Origin of the sequence: Vibrio sp. 10N.261.52.C11 (assembly GCF_041471405.1) — a bacterium.
Taxonomy (GTDB): Bacteria; Pseudomonadota; Gammaproteobacteria; order Enterobacterales; family Vibrionaceae; genus Vibrio; species Vibrio crassostreae_C.
Window position 1 is genome coordinate 58,133 of record NZ_JBFROI010000045.1, and the last position, 16,092, is coordinate 74,224.

Consider the following 16,092-nt stretch of genomic DNA (forward strand, 5'->3'; position numbering starts at 1 on the left):
AAATGAAAGAGGGAAGAGCGAACGTGTCTACCAAGCAAAGCTTATTTGCACCGGTAAACACGTTTGTAGCGTTGGGTATTTAACCCTAAACATAATCTTAAACAGGTTGGCGGCGTTCTTCTTGATAATGCTGAAGGCGTTCTACAATCGGTGGCGCCTTTTTGAAAGTACGAATTTCTTTAAACAGTTCGTTCGCTTCAGGGTAGCCTTTACTTAGATAAACAAACCACTGCTTCACTCTATTGGGGTAGTACATGCCTTTGTCCCCTTTAATTTGAAACTCTGAATAGCGCAGCAAAAGTTCAATGACTTTATCCCACGGCATTTTCTGGTGGTTGTGCTTAACGACGTTACCAAGGTTTGGAATATTGAAAGCACCACGGCAGACCATTAATGAATCGACGCCTGTTGCTTCTATGCAATCTTGACCATCTTGATAGTTCCAGATCTCCCCATTAGCAATCAACGGCAGAGATGTTTTTTCTCTTATTTGATTGATGAAGTCCCATTTGATTTCGCTGGCTTTATAGCCGCCAACTTTGGTTCTTGCATGCACGGTGAGTTCGTCAGCTTTGGCTTGTTCGATGGCATCGACGATTTCAAAGCACTCTTCCGGATGCTCCCAACCTAATCGAATCTTTGCGGACACAGGAATGTGTGCCGGTACCGCTTCTCGACAGGCGTTCACCACTTGATAGATGAGCTCTGGCTCTTTTAGCAATGAAGCGCCACCATTACTTTTGTTGACCGCTTTTGCTGGGCAACCAAAATTAAGATCGATCCCTTTCGCGCCTAAGCTAGCAGCTTGAAAAGCATTCTCGGCCATCCAATTTGGGTGTTGCCCTAGAAGTTGGAGATGGATTGGCACACCAGCCATGGTCTGAGAGCCTTGATGTAGCTCAGGGCAAATACGGTGGAACACATGCGGGGGAAGAAGTTGATCTACGACGCGCACAAACTCTGTCACACAGAGATCGTAATCATTAATCTCTGTGAGAATTTCACGCATTAGGTGGTCTAGAACGCCCTCCATAGGGCCAAGTATTACGCGCATGTTGCTTTACCAAAACTGAATGAACCGAAAAATTCGAGGCGTGATTGTACGGTGTGCTTACAGAATTGTCACTATGAGTGTGGTGCATGTCTTAATGATGGTTTCGTCTCTTAATAGCGACATCTTTGGGAGGATGGCGTTATAATATCGGAAATGCCCAATATCCAGAGCTTTCATGACATATCAATTATTAAGCCTACCAGAATCAATCACTGACATTACTCCGCAGTTTATGGAAGGTGCAATCCTTGCCTCTAACTTAGCGACCAAACCACTCGATCCAGAAGAGTGGCTGGTTATCGTTGCGCCTGAAGCGGGTAAAGAGCTGGTAAAAACGGTGACAGAACAGATTAATCGCCAGCACAACCTGATTCAGCGTAATGAATACCTATTAACAGACGTACTGGCTGAAGGTGACTTTAACGAACAGTTCGCTGATTTTTCTGAAGGCTTCATGATGGTTTGGCCAACAGTGGAAGAGCAGTGGCAGAGCGTGACAGTCGCGGATGGTACTCTGCGCATGTTGCAAGCGCTCTTAACCACCTTGATGCTTGCGATTGATGAAGAGCAAACTCAACAACAAATGATCGCTGCAGGGCTTACTACCCCACCATCGCTTGCCGATTTAGTGGGTCAAGTCGATCTGATGATCTCAGAAGTGGCAATGGCAGCGGATGAAGCTATGTTGGGCAATAAGTCCCAGAGCGTGAACCCGTTTAAAGACATCGGTCGAAACGACCTTTGCCCTTGTGAAAGCGGCAAGAAGTTTAAACAATGCTGCGGTAAAAGCAGCTAATCACGGCTTGTTGAGCAACTTAGTTTGTGTGAATAACAGACTCTCTTAATATGTTCAAAAGCTTAAGTAATAAAAAAGTCGACCTCGTGGTCGACTTTTTTGTTGTCCAAGTGTCAACGGCTTACTGTTAGTCGTTTTTCGACTTCACAAATTGAGAAATAACCACAATACCGAAAGCAACCAAGTTACCTGCAAAGATAATTACTAGCCACTGAGGCATAGAAAGATCGAAGAACTGCCACACAACCTTGCTGCAATCGCCGTAAGCCTCAAACATCCACGGAGCCCATTGGTTTAAAGGCGCCCAGCTAGGGAAGGTTACGAATAAGTCGCAGGTTGCGAAAGGGGACGGATTGAACTGGTAATCGACGTGCTCTAAAGCAAGCATCAAACCTTTGTATGCGCCAAATCCCCAGCTAGCAAGGCCTAACCAGCGTGATATTGGGTTATTCGGGGCAATCGCACCAATCATGGCGGCAACACCGATAGCGAGCATAGCAACGCGCTCATAGATACACATCACGCAAGGACCAAGCATCATCACGTGTTGGAAGAAGAGAGCGCACGCTTCAAAAAAGACAATAAAAGCCAGCAGTAAAAGCCAAGATAAACGTCCCTTAGAGAAGTCTTTGATCATTGCTAAAAAGTTCACGAATTGAATCCTGTCTATAAAATAAAAAAGCCCTGATTACTCAGAGCTTTTTATCTTGGATAAGTTTCCTAATCAACTAATATTTTTGATTAGTTAGTTATAGTTATTGTGGTTTGCGACACAGTGTTTAGCTTAGTGACCACCAGAGATAACTGGAGCGACGACTTCACCAGTGCGTTGAATGATCCAACCTGCATCATAGAACCATACTGTCATTGGCTCTACGAAGAACACAATGCCTGCTAGGCCAACCAGAGCCAATACGATGGTGTATGGCAGAGCCATAATAACCATGCGGCCGTAAGACAGTCGAATTAACGGAGCAAGTGCTGATGTTAATAGGAATAGGAATGCAGCCTGGCCGTTTGGCGTAGCAACAGAAGGTAGGTTAGTACCTGTGTTGATAGCAACAGCAAGTAGGTCGAACTGGCCACGAGTGATGATGCCTTCAACCAAAGCAGTTTTCACTTCGTTGATGTAAACCGTACCGACGAATACGTTATCTGAAACCATCGATAGAATACCGTTGGCAACATAGAAGAGAGCGAGTTGTGCACCTTTATCTTCAACATGAAGTACAGAATCGATGACTGGCTTAAATAGAGCTTGGTCGATGATTACAGCAACAACAGCGAAGAAAACGGCAAGAAGTGCAGTAAATGGCAGCGCTTCTTCAAAGGCTTTACCCATAGAGTGTTCTTCAATAACACCCGTAAATGCTGTAGCTAAGATGATCACAGACAGGCCAATCAAACCTACTTCAGCAACGTGAAGTGCAAGGCCGACGATAAGCCAAACTGCGATTGCACTTTGAACCCATAGTTTTGCTACGTCTTGCTTTGTGCGGTTTGCACGTTCTTTGTTGTCAAACTCAACTAAGATTTGGCGAACATTCATTGGTAGTTGAGCACCGTAACCAAACACTTTGAATTTCTCGACAAGTGCACAAGTTAAAATACCGCAGAAGAAAACAGGTAGTGTTACTGGCAGCATACGGATGATAAATTCACCGAACTCCCAACCTGCTTGCTTAGCAATTACCAAGTTTTGTGGTTCACCTACCATGGTCATTACACCACCCAGTGCTGTACCCACACCAGCGTGCATTAGCAGTGAACGTAGGAAAGCACGGTAGTTTTCTAGGTCATCACGAGTTAGCTCTGAGATCTCTTCATCATGAGTATGATCGTGCGAAGACGTTGTGCCCTTGCCTGATGCAACCTTGTGGTAGATAGAGTAGAAGCCGACCGCAACGCTAATAACTACGGCGATTACTGTTAGTGCATCTAGGAATGCTGATAAGAAAGCGGCAGCAACACAGAAGGCAACGGAGAGTAAAATTTTAGATTGGATGCCAAGCAAGATCTTCGTGAAAATGAACAAAAGCAGTTCTTTCATGAAGTAAATGCCAGCAACCATGAATACGAGCAAGAGTAATACAGGAAGGTTTGCTTGCAGCTCGTGATAAACCATTTCTGGTTTGGTCATGCCAATGGCGACTGCTTGAATAGCTAATAGACCACCCGGTTGAAGTGGGTAGCATTTGAGAGCCATAGCTAGAGTGAAAATAAACTCAACCACCAATAGCCAGCCCGCAACAAATGGGTCAACTAGGAAGAAAACAAACGGGTTGATGATTAAAAAGGAAATGATGGCAAGTTTATACCAATCAGGAGCTTTACCAAGGAAGTTCTTGATAAAAGCGTTTCCGAGAGACATCGGCATGTTAATACTCTTTTATGTTGATTATGAATAGACAAGCAATACAACATTTTGAGAATCGAGCTATAGAAATTGTTAAAAACTATGACTAACAGTGACTTAGAAAAACTACATTCCATGTAATGTTCTGTGGTCTTGCCAAGTCACTCCCTTAGAAACTCAAGCACTGCTTATTTTTGAGCGCAACTTTACTCTTAGATAACATTTAGTCAACAGGAAAAGCCCTGTAGCCCTAAAAATACCTCTTTTTTGTTGAGAAACGCGATCAAAGTAGCGCAAGCATACCACTTAAAATGTGATAAAAACCGACTAGAATCAATATTTCAGCGAAATGATTGAAAATTACAGAATAACGACGGCTTATATATGATTATTACAACTTAATATTGCAAATTAGTAGCTTTAAAAATATGACCAATCCCATTGATTTTAAAGAAAAATTGTTGTGTTAACGGTTTGTTTAAATGGTGGTTTAGAGTCGCTTGCTTTACAAACCTGAGGTGCAAACGTGTGCTGAACTTTAGAGTTATAACTCTAACGGTGTTTAGGGTGAGTAAAATTTTTGAGGGTGTTTCCGCTAGGTGTGAACTAGTGGTATGATGAGTAAATTAGAACAGAATAATTAAATTGGATTGAAGTGTAGATGGTCATTAAGGCGAAGAGCCCGGCAGGATTTGCAGAGAAGTATATCATTGAAAGTATTTGGAATGGCCGTTTCCCTCCAGGTTCTATCTTGCCCGCAGAGCGTGAGCTTTCTGAGCTGATTGGTGTTACACGTACTACGCTTCGTGAAGTACTACAACGTCTTGCTCGTGATGGTTGGTTGACAATCCAACATGGCAAACCAACTAAAGTTAACCAGTTTATGGAAACCTCAGGTCTTCATATCCTTGATACGCTAATGACGTTGGACGTTGATAACGCAAGCAAAATGGTAGAAGACCTGCTTGCTGCTCGTACTAATATCAGCCCGATCTTTATGCGTTATGCATTCAAAGCAAACAAAGAAGCTTCAGAGCGTACTATCAGTAACGTGATTGAATCTTGTGAAGCGCTACTTGCGGCACCAACTTGGGATGAGTTCCTAGAATCGTCGCCATACGCTGACAAGATCAAACAAGCGGTAAAAGAAGATTCAGAAAAAGATGAAGCGAAACGTCAGACGATCTTAATCGCGAAGACTTTCAACTTCTATGATTACATGCTTTTCCAACGTTTGGCATTCCACTCAGGCAACCAGATTTACGGCCTGATCTTTAACGGTGTGCGTAAACTTTATGACCGTATCGGTAGCTACTACTTCTCTAACCCAGAAGCACGACGTTTAGCGATGGACTTTTATAAAGAGTTGTTCATTATCTGTGAAAGTGGCGAGCGCGAAACTTTGCCATTAGTGATTCGTAACTACGGTATCGCAAGTGCACAAGTTTGGAATGAAATGAAAACGACATTGCCGACGAACTTCACTGAAGACGACAGCTAAGGCATAGGTTTACTATTGTTGTTCCTGTTTAGTCAGTGACGTAAAGAAAACGAAAAAGCGGCGAGATAATTCAATTATCTCGCCGCTTTTTATTTATCTGTCGTTACTAGAAAATTATCAGTGGGTCAGTTACTTACCTATGACGAGTAATTTATCTATGTGTAGCAACTTAAAATTTATCTAGGAGTAGTAACTTAACCCGCAAACTCTTCTGAGTCTGGACGGTTGGTAAATTGCACACCGTTTAGAAAATCGCAAAGTAGTTGGTCTTCACACACTTTGTAGTTTTTGTTTTCTGGCTTGCGGAAGTAAGCGCCGATTTCGTACTTGCTCAAGCTAATGCCAACCACTTCTAGTACGTCCAAAACATCTTCTGCTTTCATGTTTAATGCGATACGAAGCTTCATGAAGATCATGTTGTTCGTCAGTGCAACTTCAGGTTTAGGTTGCTCGCCTTCTTTTTTGCCACGCTTAAGGTTGATGAAACCATTTAGGAATACCGCCAACTCTTTATCTTTCATCTTAGAGCATGACTTGTCGTTGTCATCTTTTAGCCAGTTAATCACTTGGTCATGAGCAACAGTCACATCAGCTTGTTCGATAGCTTTGATGATTTGTGCATTTTTAAGGTTTAGTGCGTGTTGAATACGACGCAAGATTTCGTTGTTAGTCACTGGGGATTCCTAAAAAGGGTTTTAGAGTAAAGAGGTGTTGGTTTAGCCTATTTTTGTCGACGAACCAATTTCTACTCTACATAGCATAGTTGACGGCGACTCTAACAGAGAACGCTTATTTTCGGTAGATATAAAAAATCCCCAATGCCTATTAACTCATTCAAGTTAAAAGTGCATTAGGGATTTCGCTATGAGTGCTTGTTATCTGACTGAAGCCAGAATTACATTACACGCATACCAGGTTGAGCACCTTCGTGTGGCTCAAGGATCCACAGGTCGCTGCCACCAGGGCCCGCGGCTAGGATCATGCCTTCAGACATACCAAACTTCATCTTACGAGGTTTTAGGTTTGCTACCATTACAGTTAGCTTGCCTTCTAGCTCTTCAGGTTTGTATGCTGATTTGATACCAGAGAATACTTGGCGAGTCTCACCACCGATGTCTAGTTGGAACTTCAGTAGTTTGTTCGCTTTTGGTACTTCTTCACAAGAGATGATACGAGCGATACGCATGTCTACTGCTGCAAAGGCATCGAACTCAATCTCGTCTGCGATTGGCTCTTTGTCTAGCTCAGTTTGGCTTGCTTGCTCTTTTTCAGCTTCTGCTTTTTCTTTCGCTGCTGCTTCAGCGGCTGCATCTTCTTTAGAAGACTCAACCATTGCTTCCACTTTCTTAGGGTCAATGCGGTTGAATAGCGCTTTGAACTTAGTGATCTCGTGATCAGTTAGCGGAGTAGCAATCGCTTCCCACGTTAGCTCTTCGTTTAGGAAAGCTTCAGTGCGAGCTGCAAGCTCTGGCATCACTGGTTTCAGGTAAGCCATCAGTACGCGGAATAGGTTAATACCTACAGAAGAAACTTGTTGAAGCTCAGCTTCTTTGCCTTCTTCTTTTGCAAGAACCCAAGGTGCTTTTTCGTCGATGTACTGGTTAGCTTTATCCGCTAGTGCAGTGATTTCACGGATAGCACGGCTGAATTCACGAGTTTCGTATAGCTCACCGATACGCTCAGCAGCAGCAACGAATTCGTTGTATAGCTCAGGCTCTGCAAATTCAGCAGCTAGCTTGCCTTCAAAACGCTTAGTAATGAAGCCAGCGTTACGAGAAGCTAGGTTAACAATCTTGTTTACTACGTCAGCGTTTACACGTTGAGTGAAGTCTTCAAGGTTAAGATCTAAGTCATCGATGCGGCTGTTTAGTTTAGCAGCGTAGTAGTAACGTAGACACTCAGGGTCTAGGTGGTTTAGGTACGTGCTTGCTTTGATGAATGTGCCTTTCGACTTAGACATCTTCGCACCGTTCACTGTTACGTAGCCGTGTACGAATACGTTGTTTGGCTTACGGAAACCTGCGCCGTCTAGCATTGCTGGCCAGAATAGGCTGTGGAAGTAAACAATGTCTTTACCGATGAAGTGGTAAAGCTCAGTTGTGCTGTCTTTCTTCCAGTATTCATCGAAGTTTAGATCGTCACGTTTGTCACATAGGTTCTTGAAAGAAGCCATGTAGCCAACAGGTGCGTCTAGCCATACGTAGAAGAACTTGTCTTTTTCGCCTGGGATTTCAAAGCCGAAGTAAGGTGCATCACGTGAGATATCCCACTGTTGCAGACCAGACTCAAACCATTCCTGCATTTTGTTTGCAGTTTCATTCTGTAGAGAGCCAGAACGAGTCCACTCTTTAAGCATGCTTTCGAACTGAGGTAGGTCGAAGAAGAAGTGCTCAGAGTCTTTCATTACTGGAGTTGCGCCAGAAACCGCTGATTTAGGGTTAATTAGCTCAGTTGGGCTGTATGTCTCACCACAGTTATCACAGTTATCACCATACTGGTCTTCTGACTTACACTTAGGGCAAGTACCTTTTACGAAGCGGTCTGGTAGGAACATCTCTTTCTCAGGATCGAAAAGCTGAGAAATAGTGCGGCTAGAAATGAAGCCGTTCTTTTTAAGTTCTAAGTAGATGTGAGAAGCCAGTTCACGGTTCTCTTCGCTGTGTGTGCTGTGGTAGTTATCAAAGCTGATATCAAAGCCAGCGAAGTCTTTTTGGTGCTCTTCACTAACAGCAGCGATCATCTCTTCTGGCGTGATACCCATCTGTTGAGCTTTAAGCATAATTGGCGTGCCGTGAGCATCGTCAGCACAGATGAAGTTTACAGTGTTGCCACGTAGACGCTGGTATCGAACCCAGATATCAGCTTGGATATGCTCAAGCATATGGCCAAGGTGAATAGAGCCGTTAGCGTACGGAAGCGCACAAGTTACCAAAAGTTGTCTTGGATCAGTTGCCATACTTAATAATTCGCTTTTTTGATAGGTATAAATTTGAGAGGTAATACTACTTTATAACGTGTGATACGCCAAGGTATCAGACTAAGGATTCCCCTAGTTTTTTAGGGGTTCAGTCTTCATCCCGTGGGTGATAGCATAAATAAAAAAAGGAGTCCCAATGCGTAACTTTACTTCTAAGCAAGATTTCTGTTCATGGTTGAATGAGTTCGAGTCACCAATCCTCATCCCAGAGTGGGCGCTACACCAAAATATTGTATCGGTTGATCCGCGTGGATCATTTGTTATCACCTTACCTTTTGCCGCTAATCAGCTTGCGGTTGAATTGGAACAGTGGATTCACTCTCAGATTGAACAACAGCTTGTTAGCGCTTTTCAGTTTGAAGTGAAGGTGAAGCCGTCTGCGTTAGAAACCACGGTTGCGACACCATTGAAGGGGGTGAAGAACATCATCGCCGTGACATCTGCAAAGGGTGGGGTGGGTAAATCGACCACTTCAGTCAACCTTGCTTTGGCTTTATCTAAGTCTGGTTCAAAAGTGGGTTTGTTGGATGCGGATATCTATGGTCCTTCTGTACCTATGATGCTTGGCCAATTAGATGCGAAACCAGAAGTCCAGAATAACAAGTGGATGATGCCAATCGAAGCGCACGGTATTTTCACTCACTCTATCGGTTATCTTGTGTCGAAAGATGACGCTGCGATTTGGCGCGGTCCAATGGCGGCCAAGGCTTTAGGTCAGCTTGTTAACGAAACCGTATGGCCAGAGTTGGATTATCTAGTTATTGATATGCCACCGGGCACGGGCGATATTCAGCTGACGTTATCGCAACAGATCCCAGTGACCGGGGCTGTAGTGGTGACCACTCCTCAAGATTTGGCGCTAGCGGATGCACGTAAAGGCGTAGCGATGTTTGATAAGGTGAGTGTGCCAGTCGCAGGCTTAGTTGAAAACATGAGCTATCATATTTGTAGTCACTGTGGTGAGAAAGAGCATATCTTTGGCGTTGGTGGTGCCGAAGCTATGTCAGAAGAGTTTTACCTCGATATTTTGGCACAGATCCCTCTTCATATTGATGTGCGAGAAGATATCGATGCAGGTTGCCCGACGGTGATTCGTCGTCCAGATAGTGAACATACACGTCACTACTTAGAGCTTGCAGAGAATGTGGCTGCGAAGATGTTCTGGACCGGCAAGGCGAGACCAGAAGCGATTAACTTCTCTATGGTTGAATAACGAAAGATAATCAAAAAGTTGTGTTAATCATGTTGGATTAGATAAATAGCGGTTGGATTTAGGCTGATCGCCATTGGGGTTGTGCAAATAGTTGTAGGCAAGTTATTTGAAAGCAAACGATTGTATTCATTAAATGCATTGATATCATCAATTTGACTGCAATTAGCTAAAATGGCGACTAGAATCTATGTGCTTTAGCCCCTATAATCAGGCGGTTTATCTCTTCCCACCACCAAACCATATCGGGTGCAAAATTAATGTCTGATAATAATCAATGTGTCATCGTAGGTATCGCTGGCGCTTCAGCTTCAGGAAAAAGTCTGATTGCTAGTACAATTTATAATGAATTGCGCGAAAAAGTAGGCGACCATCAAATTGGTGTTATCACGGAAGATTGCTATTACAGCGACCAAAGCCACTTGAGTATGGAAGAGCGTGTTAAAACTAACTACGATCACCCAAATGCACTAGATCATGATCTTTTATGTGAACATCTACAGCAGCTAATGAGTGGCAACGCCGTAGAAGTTCCTGAATACAGCTACACAGAGCACACACGTACTTCTGAAACGACTACACTTACTCCAAAGAAAGTGATCATTTTAGAGGGTATTCTGCTTCTAACAGACCCGCGTCTTCGTAAACTAATGCACGCAAGTGTGTTTATGGATACACCATTAGACATCTGTCTACTACGCCGTGTTAAGCGTGATGTAGAAGAGCGTGGTCGCACAATGGACACTGTACTTAAGCAATACCAAGAAACAGTACGTCCAATGTTCATGCAGTTTATCGAGCCTTCAAAACAACATGCAGACATCATCGTTCCTCGTGGTGGTAAAAACCGTATTGCGATTGATGTGCTAAAAGCGCACATTGCGAAGTTGTTGAAGTCTTAATCGAATAAAATTTTGCCTAAGTGACTCACTTAGCTTTATTTTTTACCGAATCAGTGGCACTTTTATAGTGCCACTTTCTTTTGGAATCTAAGCAAGGAATATGCGGATGAAGAAACTACTCATTTTCATAGCTGTACCAGTGTTTGTTGTAATTGCAGCAATTCTGGCACTAGTGCTGTTAGTGAATCCCAACCAATTTAAGCCATTAATTGTCGAACAAGCTCAAAAACACACCGGCCTAGAGCTCGTGATCGAGGGTGATATCAGCTGGCAATTTTTCCCATCCATTGGCTTTGAACTTGGTCAAACTGAATTACGTAACCCAGAAGGGTTCACCCAACCGAACCTATTCAAGGTTGATACGGTTGGCGTTGATGTTTCGGTTACTCCGCTATTTAGCAACCAACTAGAGATCGGCAACATTACTCTAGATGGTGCAGAATTCTATTTAGAAACGCTTAAAGATGGTCGCAAGAACATTGATGCACTAACGCAAGCGTCAGCGCCTCAAGAATCAGAGCCTGCAGCAGACACAAGTTCTGAATCAGCGCCTGCCCCTCAAGAGCAAACTACCACAGACGCATCGGGTTGGACGATCAACCTTGCAGGCGTAACTGTATCAAACGCATTGTTTGAAATGGACGACAAGCAAGCGGGTTCATTCACTAAGCTATACGATGTGTCTTTGAATCTTTCTGAGTTTGCCGTTGATACATGGACAACCGCGACGTTTTCGGCTTCTGGTGAAAACAATCAACAGAAGTTCTCTGCGGAAGGTAGCGCAGAGTTCAAGTTAGCTGAAGGCTTCGCAAGTTACGCACTTCGTAATATCGACTTAAACGCTAAGTTCAATGATCCAGCGACGTCGATTGAGTCAGCAAAAATTGGCTTGAATACGTTTGAGTTCGATAAGGTAAACCAACTGACTTACGCTGTAATCGGTAATGCAGCTGGCCTTGACCTTGATCTTAAAGGTGGCGGTGAACTTACTGTTGATAGCGCGATTTCAAAAGTAACGCTGAACAAGTTAACGTTAAACTCAACATTCAAAGGCGACACGCTTCCTCAGTCTCCAATGAAAGTCGACATGCTGTCTGACTTAAGCTTCGATCTTAACAAGAGCCACCTGAGCTTTGTGTTAGAGAAACTACAAGCTAACGCTATTGCATTAGACGGTAAAGCAGACGTAACCCTATCTGAAATACCAAAGGTTCGTTTCTCTCTTCATAGCCCGAATATTGATTTGGACGAGTTCCTAGGCTTAGGCAATACAACAGAAACAGCGAGCACCGCTCCTTCTGGTTCTGCTGGTGGCTCAACGTCAAACTCAGGTAGTTCAGCTCCTGCTAAAGAAGTGGAACCTGATCTGTCGGCTCTGAAAACGTTAGACGTGAAAGGTGACATTACGATTGATAAGTTCAAGGCGAACAACGCGAAGATGCAGAATGTTAAAACGGCATTTTCGGTTAACCGTGGTATCGCAGAGCTAACTTCATTCACATCGAATCTTTACCAAGGCTCTATTTCAGCTACGGCTAAGCTAGATGCTCGTAAAACACCGGCGACTTACACGGCTAAGAAGAAAATTAAAGGCGTGAAAGTACAGCCGTTACTGGTTGATGTTGCAGATAACGATATGCTGGAAGGTACCGGTAATATTGATGTCAACGTGAAAGGTAAGAGTCTGACTCCGACGGGTATCAAGAAGAACCTAGTCGGTACTATCGTGATTAACTTTGAAGATGGTGCAGTTAACGGCATCAACGTAGCTCAACTGATTCGAGAAAACTACGCTAAGATCAAGGGCGAGAAAGTTGAAAGCACAAATGAAGCTCAAAAAACGGACTTCAGTGCAATGAAAGCGACGCTGAAAGTGGATAAAGGTTGGGTTTCAACTAACGACTTATCAGCACAGTCGCCACTGTTACGTGTGACAGGTCAAGGTAAAGCAAACTTCATCAATGAAACGGTCGACTTCCTTGTGCGTACATCAATTGTGGGTTCACTTGAAGGTCAGGGCGGTAAGAGCATCGACGACCTGAAAGATGTGACTATCCCAATTAAGGTAACAGGTCAGTGGGCAGCCCCGAAATTTGCACTTGTTTTTGATGATGTATTGAAACAGAAAGCACAGAAAGAAATTGACCGTGGTTTAGAAAAGTTAGACGAAAAGTACGGTGACAAGATCAAAGATGAGAAAACAAGAGACGCAGTAAACGGTCTACTAAAAGGTTTGTTTAACTAGTCTTCATCTCATTTAAAAATGAACAAAGCGCCACTCCTGTTGTAGGAATGGCGCTTTTTATTTTTGGCTCGATAATACTCAAGAGAGATTCCCTATGACACTCGTCCCTCGCTCTAGGGAATGACGATAGGCCGTCGTCCTTTGTTCAAGAGCGTAACGGCCTAGTGGTCGTCATCCTCGAGAGGGAAGAATGACCGAGTCGGGGACCTCTGGTTGAAGGTGATTACCAGTCAACGCCTTGTAGCGCTTTAACACCAGATTCAAAAGCGTGTTTCACATTGCGAACTTCAGATACTGTATCTGCTATCTCAGTAAGAGTACGGTGCGCGCCACGACCTGTAATGATGACAGACTGCATCTTCGGGCGGTTATTCAACGCCTCAACCACTTCATCGAGTTCGATGTAACCGTAGCTAACCATGTAAGTCAGTTCATCAAACAGAATCACATCGATCGACTCATCAGCCAGCATGCGTTGGCACTCTTTCCATACACGCTGCGCAGCTTCAATATCTTGCGCTTTGTTCTGAGTTTCCCAAGTAAAGCCTGTGCCCATGACTTGGAACTCGACATCAAGCTTTTGCAGAACGTTTTTTTCGCCGTTATCCCAGGTACCTTTAACAAACTGAGCAACGGCGCATTTCTTACCATGACCAACTGCACGTGTAATCGTACCAAAACCGGATGTTGATTTACCTTTACCGTTACCCGTGATGACCAGCAATAGGCCTTTTACTTCTTGTGCTGCAGCGACACGTGCATCGACTTGTTCTTTTACTTTCTGTTGTCTTGCTTTGTGGCGTTGTTCTTTGTTGTCTTCAGTCGACATAACAAATCCTTTTAAGTTGTGATTGCGTCTATCATAGCCTAACTTAACGATAGCAAAAACCATCGGAAGAACAGGTGATTAGGGATGAAAAAGATACTCGTAGTTTGTATGGGGAATATTTGCCGCTCTCCAACAGGTGAAGCGGTGCTAAGGAAGAAAGCGCAACAGCTGGATATTGATGTTGTGGTCGACTCTGCGGGGACGATTGGTTTTCATCAAGGCAACCCGCCAGACTCGCGATCCAAATCTGCAGGAGAGAAGCGAGGCTACAGCTTTAAGGGGATTACTTCTCGTAAAGTGGTAGATAATGACTTCGAAGAATTTGACCTGATACTCGCGGCCGATAGGGCGAATTTAGACGACTTAATGAGCCAATGCCCAGTTCACCTCCAATACAAGCTCGCATTATTTTTGAGCTTTGGAGAGTCACAATATCAAGAGATCCCCGATCCGTATTATGGTGAGGGAAATGGTTTTGAATTGGTGTTGGATTTAATCGAAGAGTCTAGCGAAGCGATACTGCGTTCGATGTAGTGTAGGAACAATGTACGTCGTTTTGTTATCAGCGTAAGGGCTGACCGATAGGTATAAAAAAGGCCGACATTGAATGTCGGCCTCTCTAAATCTAACTTAAAGCTACAGCTAAGATTACTTAGACATTACTTTGTAGATTGGGTCTTCTGCAACGTTCGCTTCAACTAAGCTACCTGCTTTGTGCAGCATAGCAACACAGTCTTGGCTTAGGTGGCGAAGGTGAAGTGTTTTACCTAGCGCCGCGTAACGGTCAGCAATCGTGTCGATCGCTTCAATTGCAGAGTGGTCAGTCACGCGTGAGTTTGCGAAATCAACGATTACATCTTGTGGATCGTTGTATGCGTCAAACAACTCTAGGAAGTTAGCCGTTGAACCAAAGAAGATTGGGCCGTTAACTTTGTACTCTTTTGAGCCTTCAGCGTTTACTGATGTATCTGCGTAGATGTGTTTAGCATGTTGCCAAGCAAACATTAGCGCAGAAGCGACAACTCCAACACCTACTGCCACAGCAAGATCAGTCAGTACTGTTACTACGGTAACAAGAACGATAACGAAGAAGTCTTGTTTAGGAACGCGACGCGCAAGCTTGAAGGTTGCCCATTCAAATGTGCCGATAACAACCATGAACATTACGCCCACAAGTGCTGCTAGAGGAATCATTTCAATCAGTGCAGAACCGAACAGGATGAACATCAGTAGTGCAACTGCGGCGACGATACCTGAAAGACGACCACGACCACCTGAGTTTACGTTGATCATCGATTGACCGATCATCGCACAACCACCCATCGCACCGAATACAGAACACGTTACGTTAGCCATACCTTGACCAACACATTCACGGTTAGATTGACCACGAGTGTTTGTCATTTCATCTAGTACTGTCAGTGTCAGTAGAGACTCGATCAGGCCGATAGCCGCAAGGATAATTGCGTACGGTAGGATGATCTGTAGTGTCTCAAAAGAAAACGGAACAGCAGGAATAGAGAACGTTGGTAGAGAACCCGCTAGCGTTGCAGCTTCGTCACCAGACATTGTACGTAGGAAGTCGACAACAGTGCGAGTTTCAAGGTCAAGACCGACAACCAAAGCCGTTACTGTAACAATAGCAACCAGTGAAGATGGTACCGCTGTTGTTAGCTTAGGTAGGAAGTGGATGATAGCCATTGTAAGGGCTACTAAACCCAGCATGAGTGTCATTTGACCGCTTGGTAGCCAAGTTAATGCACCTGTTACGTCTGGCGCTTTAAACTGACCAAGCTGAGCTAGGAAGATAACAATGGCCAAACCGTTCACGAAACCAATCATTACTGGGTGTGGAACGATACGGATAAATTTACCTAGTTTAAATACACCTGCTGCAATTTGCAGAAGGCCAGCCAGCATAACGGCTGCGAATAGGTATTGAACACCATGGGTTGCCACTAGGCTCACCATTACAACGGCCATTGCGCCGGTTGCGCCAGAAATCATACCTGGACGGCCGCCAAAGACAGAAGTGATTAAACCTACGATGAATGCTGCATAAAGACCAACCATTGGGTCAACGCCAGCAACAAAGGCGAATGCTACAGCTTCAGGTACCAGAGCCAGGGCTACTGTAAGACCTGAAAGCACGTCATTCTTTACAGAGTGCTTTGAAAATTGTGGGAATTCGAACATGTTTGCTCAGCTATGCTTAAGATGGA

The 16,092-nt window shown here is 44.1% G+C and carries 13 protein-coding genes; 6 read left to right on the forward strand and 7 right to left on the reverse strand.

The window, feature by feature from the left end; all coding sequences use genetic code 11:
* Positions 1-97 precede the first annotated feature (97 nt).
* Complete coding sequence (gene dusC / locus AB4323_RS17335) at positions 98-1,054, reverse strand: tRNA dihydrouridine(16) synthase DusC (RefSeq protein ID WP_372152981.1); 957 nt, start codon at positions 1,052-1,054, stop codon at positions 98-100.
* A 175-nt stretch (positions 1,055-1,229) separates the two neighbouring features.
* Between dusC and AB4323_RS17340 the strand changes: the two genes are divergently transcribed.
* On the forward strand, positions 1,230-1,850 hold the full coding sequence (locus AB4323_RS17340) for a YecA family protein (RefSeq protein ID WP_371724734.1): 621 nt from the start codon (positions 1,230-1,232) through the stop codon (positions 1,848-1,850).
* A gap of 127 nt (positions 1,851-1,977) precedes the next feature.
* Here AB4323_RS17340 and dsbB read toward each other — a convergent pair whose 3' ends face one another.
* Together dsbB and nhaB are read right to left on the reverse strand one after the other, a co-directional pair.
* Entirely contained in the window at positions 1,978-2,487 is a 510-nt protein-coding gene (gene dsbB, locus AB4323_RS17345; RefSeq protein WP_102394342.1) for a disulfide bond formation protein DsbB, read from the reverse strand.
* Positions 2,488-2,634: 147 nt separating this feature from the next.
* On the reverse strand, positions 2,635-4,227 hold the full coding sequence (gene nhaB, locus AB4323_RS17350; protein WP_372152983.1) for a Na(+)/H(+) antiporter NhaB: 1,593 nt from the start codon (positions 4,225-4,227) through the stop codon (positions 2,635-2,637).
* Positions 4,228-4,867: 640 nt separating this feature from the next.
* On the opposite strand from nhaB, the gene fadR reads away from it, so the two are divergent.
* The gene (gene fadR, locus AB4323_RS17355; RefSeq protein WP_017062161.1) at positions 4,868-5,707 is read left to right on the forward strand and encodes a fatty acid metabolism transcriptional regulator FadR; all 840 of its coding nucleotides are present in this window, start codon (positions 4,868-4,870) and stop codon (positions 5,705-5,707) included.
* 194 nt (positions 5,708-5,901) lie between these two features.
* Here fadR and AB4323_RS17360 read toward each other — a convergent pair whose 3' ends face one another.
* Both AB4323_RS17360 and metG read right to left on the reverse strand, forming a co-directional pair.
* Positions 5,902-6,381, reverse strand: a complete 480-nt coding sequence (locus AB4323_RS17360) for a DUF1456 family protein (protein WP_010437231.1) — start codon at positions 6,379-6,381, stop codon at positions 5,902-5,904.
* Between the two features lie 221 nt (positions 6,382-6,602).
* Positions 6,603-8,663, reverse strand: coding sequence for a methionine--tRNA ligase (gene metG / locus AB4323_RS17365; RefSeq protein WP_017062160.1), 2,061 nt, complete (start codon positions 8,661-8,663; stop codon positions 6,603-6,605).
* A 157-nt stretch (positions 8,664-8,820) separates the two neighbouring features.
* On the opposite strand from metG, the gene apbC reads away from it, so the two are divergent.
* The 3 genes from apbC to AB4323_RS17380 all read left to right on the forward strand — a co-directional run bounded on the left by apbC (position 8,821) and on the right by AB4323_RS17380 (position 13,041).
* Positions 8,821-9,897: an iron-sulfur cluster carrier protein ApbC gene (gene apbC / locus AB4323_RS17370; RefSeq protein WP_017063474.1), complete on the forward strand. Its 1,077-nt coding sequence runs from the start codon at positions 8,821-8,823 to the stop codon at positions 9,895-9,897.
* Between the two features lie 257 nt (positions 9,898-10,154).
* Positions 10,155-10,796 (forward strand): uridine kinase, encoded by a 642-nt coding sequence (udk, locus tag AB4323_RS17375; protein ID WP_004734002.1) that lies wholly within the window; start codon positions 10,155-10,157, stop codon positions 10,794-10,796.
* A 106-nt stretch (positions 10,797-10,902) separates the two neighbouring features.
* A complete protein-coding gene (locus AB4323_RS17380) occupies positions 10,903-13,041 on the forward strand; it encodes an AsmA family protein (RefSeq protein ID WP_372152985.1) in 2,139 nt (712 codons plus the stop codon).
* Positions 13,042-13,264: 223 nt separating this feature from the next.
* Here the strand turns inward: AB4323_RS17380 and cobO are convergent, their stop codons facing one another.
* The gene (cobO, locus tag AB4323_RS17385) at positions 13,265-13,870 is read right to left on the reverse strand and encodes a cob(I)yrinic acid a,c-diamide adenosyltransferase (protein WP_017062158.1); all 606 of its coding nucleotides are present in this window, start codon (positions 13,868-13,870) and stop codon (positions 13,265-13,267) included.
* A gap of 84 nt (positions 13,871-13,954) precedes the next feature.
* On the opposite strand from cobO, the gene AB4323_RS17390 reads away from it, so the two are divergent.
* The gene (locus tag AB4323_RS17390) at positions 13,955-14,404 is read left to right on the forward strand and encodes a low molecular weight protein-tyrosine-phosphatase (RefSeq protein WP_017067202.1); all 450 of its coding nucleotides are present in this window, start codon (positions 13,955-13,957) and stop codon (positions 14,402-14,404) included.
* Between the two features lie 114 nt (positions 14,405-14,518).
* Here AB4323_RS17390 and AB4323_RS17395 read toward each other — a convergent pair whose 3' ends face one another.
* Positions 14,519-16,066: a SulP family inorganic anion transporter gene (locus AB4323_RS17395; RefSeq protein ID WP_017063477.1), complete on the reverse strand. Its 1,548-nt coding sequence runs from the start codon at positions 16,064-16,066 to the stop codon at positions 14,519-14,521.
* Between the last annotated feature and the right edge of the window lie 26 nt (positions 16,067-16,092).

Excerpts from the sequence above, each read along its gene's own strand:
- udk (WP_004734002.1), top strand. The coding sequence starts at position 10,155 with ATGTCTGATAATAATCAATGTGTCATCGTAGGTATCGCTGGCGCTTCA.
- AB4323_RS17380 (WP_372152985.1), top strand. The coding sequence starts at position 10,903 with ATGAAGAAACTACTCATTTTCATAGCTGTACCAGTGTTTGTTGTAATT.
- dsbB (WP_102394342.1), bottom strand. The coding sequence starts at position 2,487 with ATGATCAAAGACTTCTCTAAGGGACGTTTATCTTGGCTTTTACTGCTG.
- cobO (WP_017062158.1), bottom strand. The coding sequence starts at position 13,870 with ATGTCGACTGAAGACAACAAAGAACAACGCCACAAAGCAAGACAACAG.
- AB4323_RS17395 (WP_017063477.1), bottom strand. The coding sequence starts at position 16,066 with ATGTTCGAATTCCCACAATTTTCAAAGCACTCTGTAAAGAATGACGTG.
- fadR (WP_017062161.1), top strand. The coding sequence starts at position 4,868 with ATGGTCATTAAGGCGAAGAGCCCGGCAGGATTTGCAGAGAAGTATATC.
- apbC (WP_017063474.1), top strand. The coding sequence starts at position 8,821 with ATGCGTAACTTTACTTCTAAGCAAGATTTCTGTTCATGGTTGAATGAG.
- AB4323_RS17390 (WP_017067202.1), top strand. The coding sequence starts at position 13,955 with ATGAAAAAGATACTCGTAGTTTGTATGGGGAATATTTGCCGCTCTCCA.
- dusC (WP_372152981.1), bottom strand. The coding sequence starts at position 1,054 with ATGCGCGTAATACTTGGCCCTATGGAGGGCGTTCTAGACCACCTAATG.
- AB4323_RS17340 (WP_371724734.1), top strand. The coding sequence starts at position 1,230 with ATGACATATCAATTATTAAGCCTACCAGAATCAATCACTGACATTACT.
- metG (WP_017062160.1), bottom strand. The coding sequence starts at position 8,663 with ATGGCAACTGATCCAAGACAACTTTTGGTAACTTGTGCGCTTCCGTAC.
- nhaB (WP_372152983.1), bottom strand. The coding sequence starts at position 4,227 with ATGCCGATGTCTCTCGGAAACGCTTTTATCAAGAACTTCCTTGGTAAA.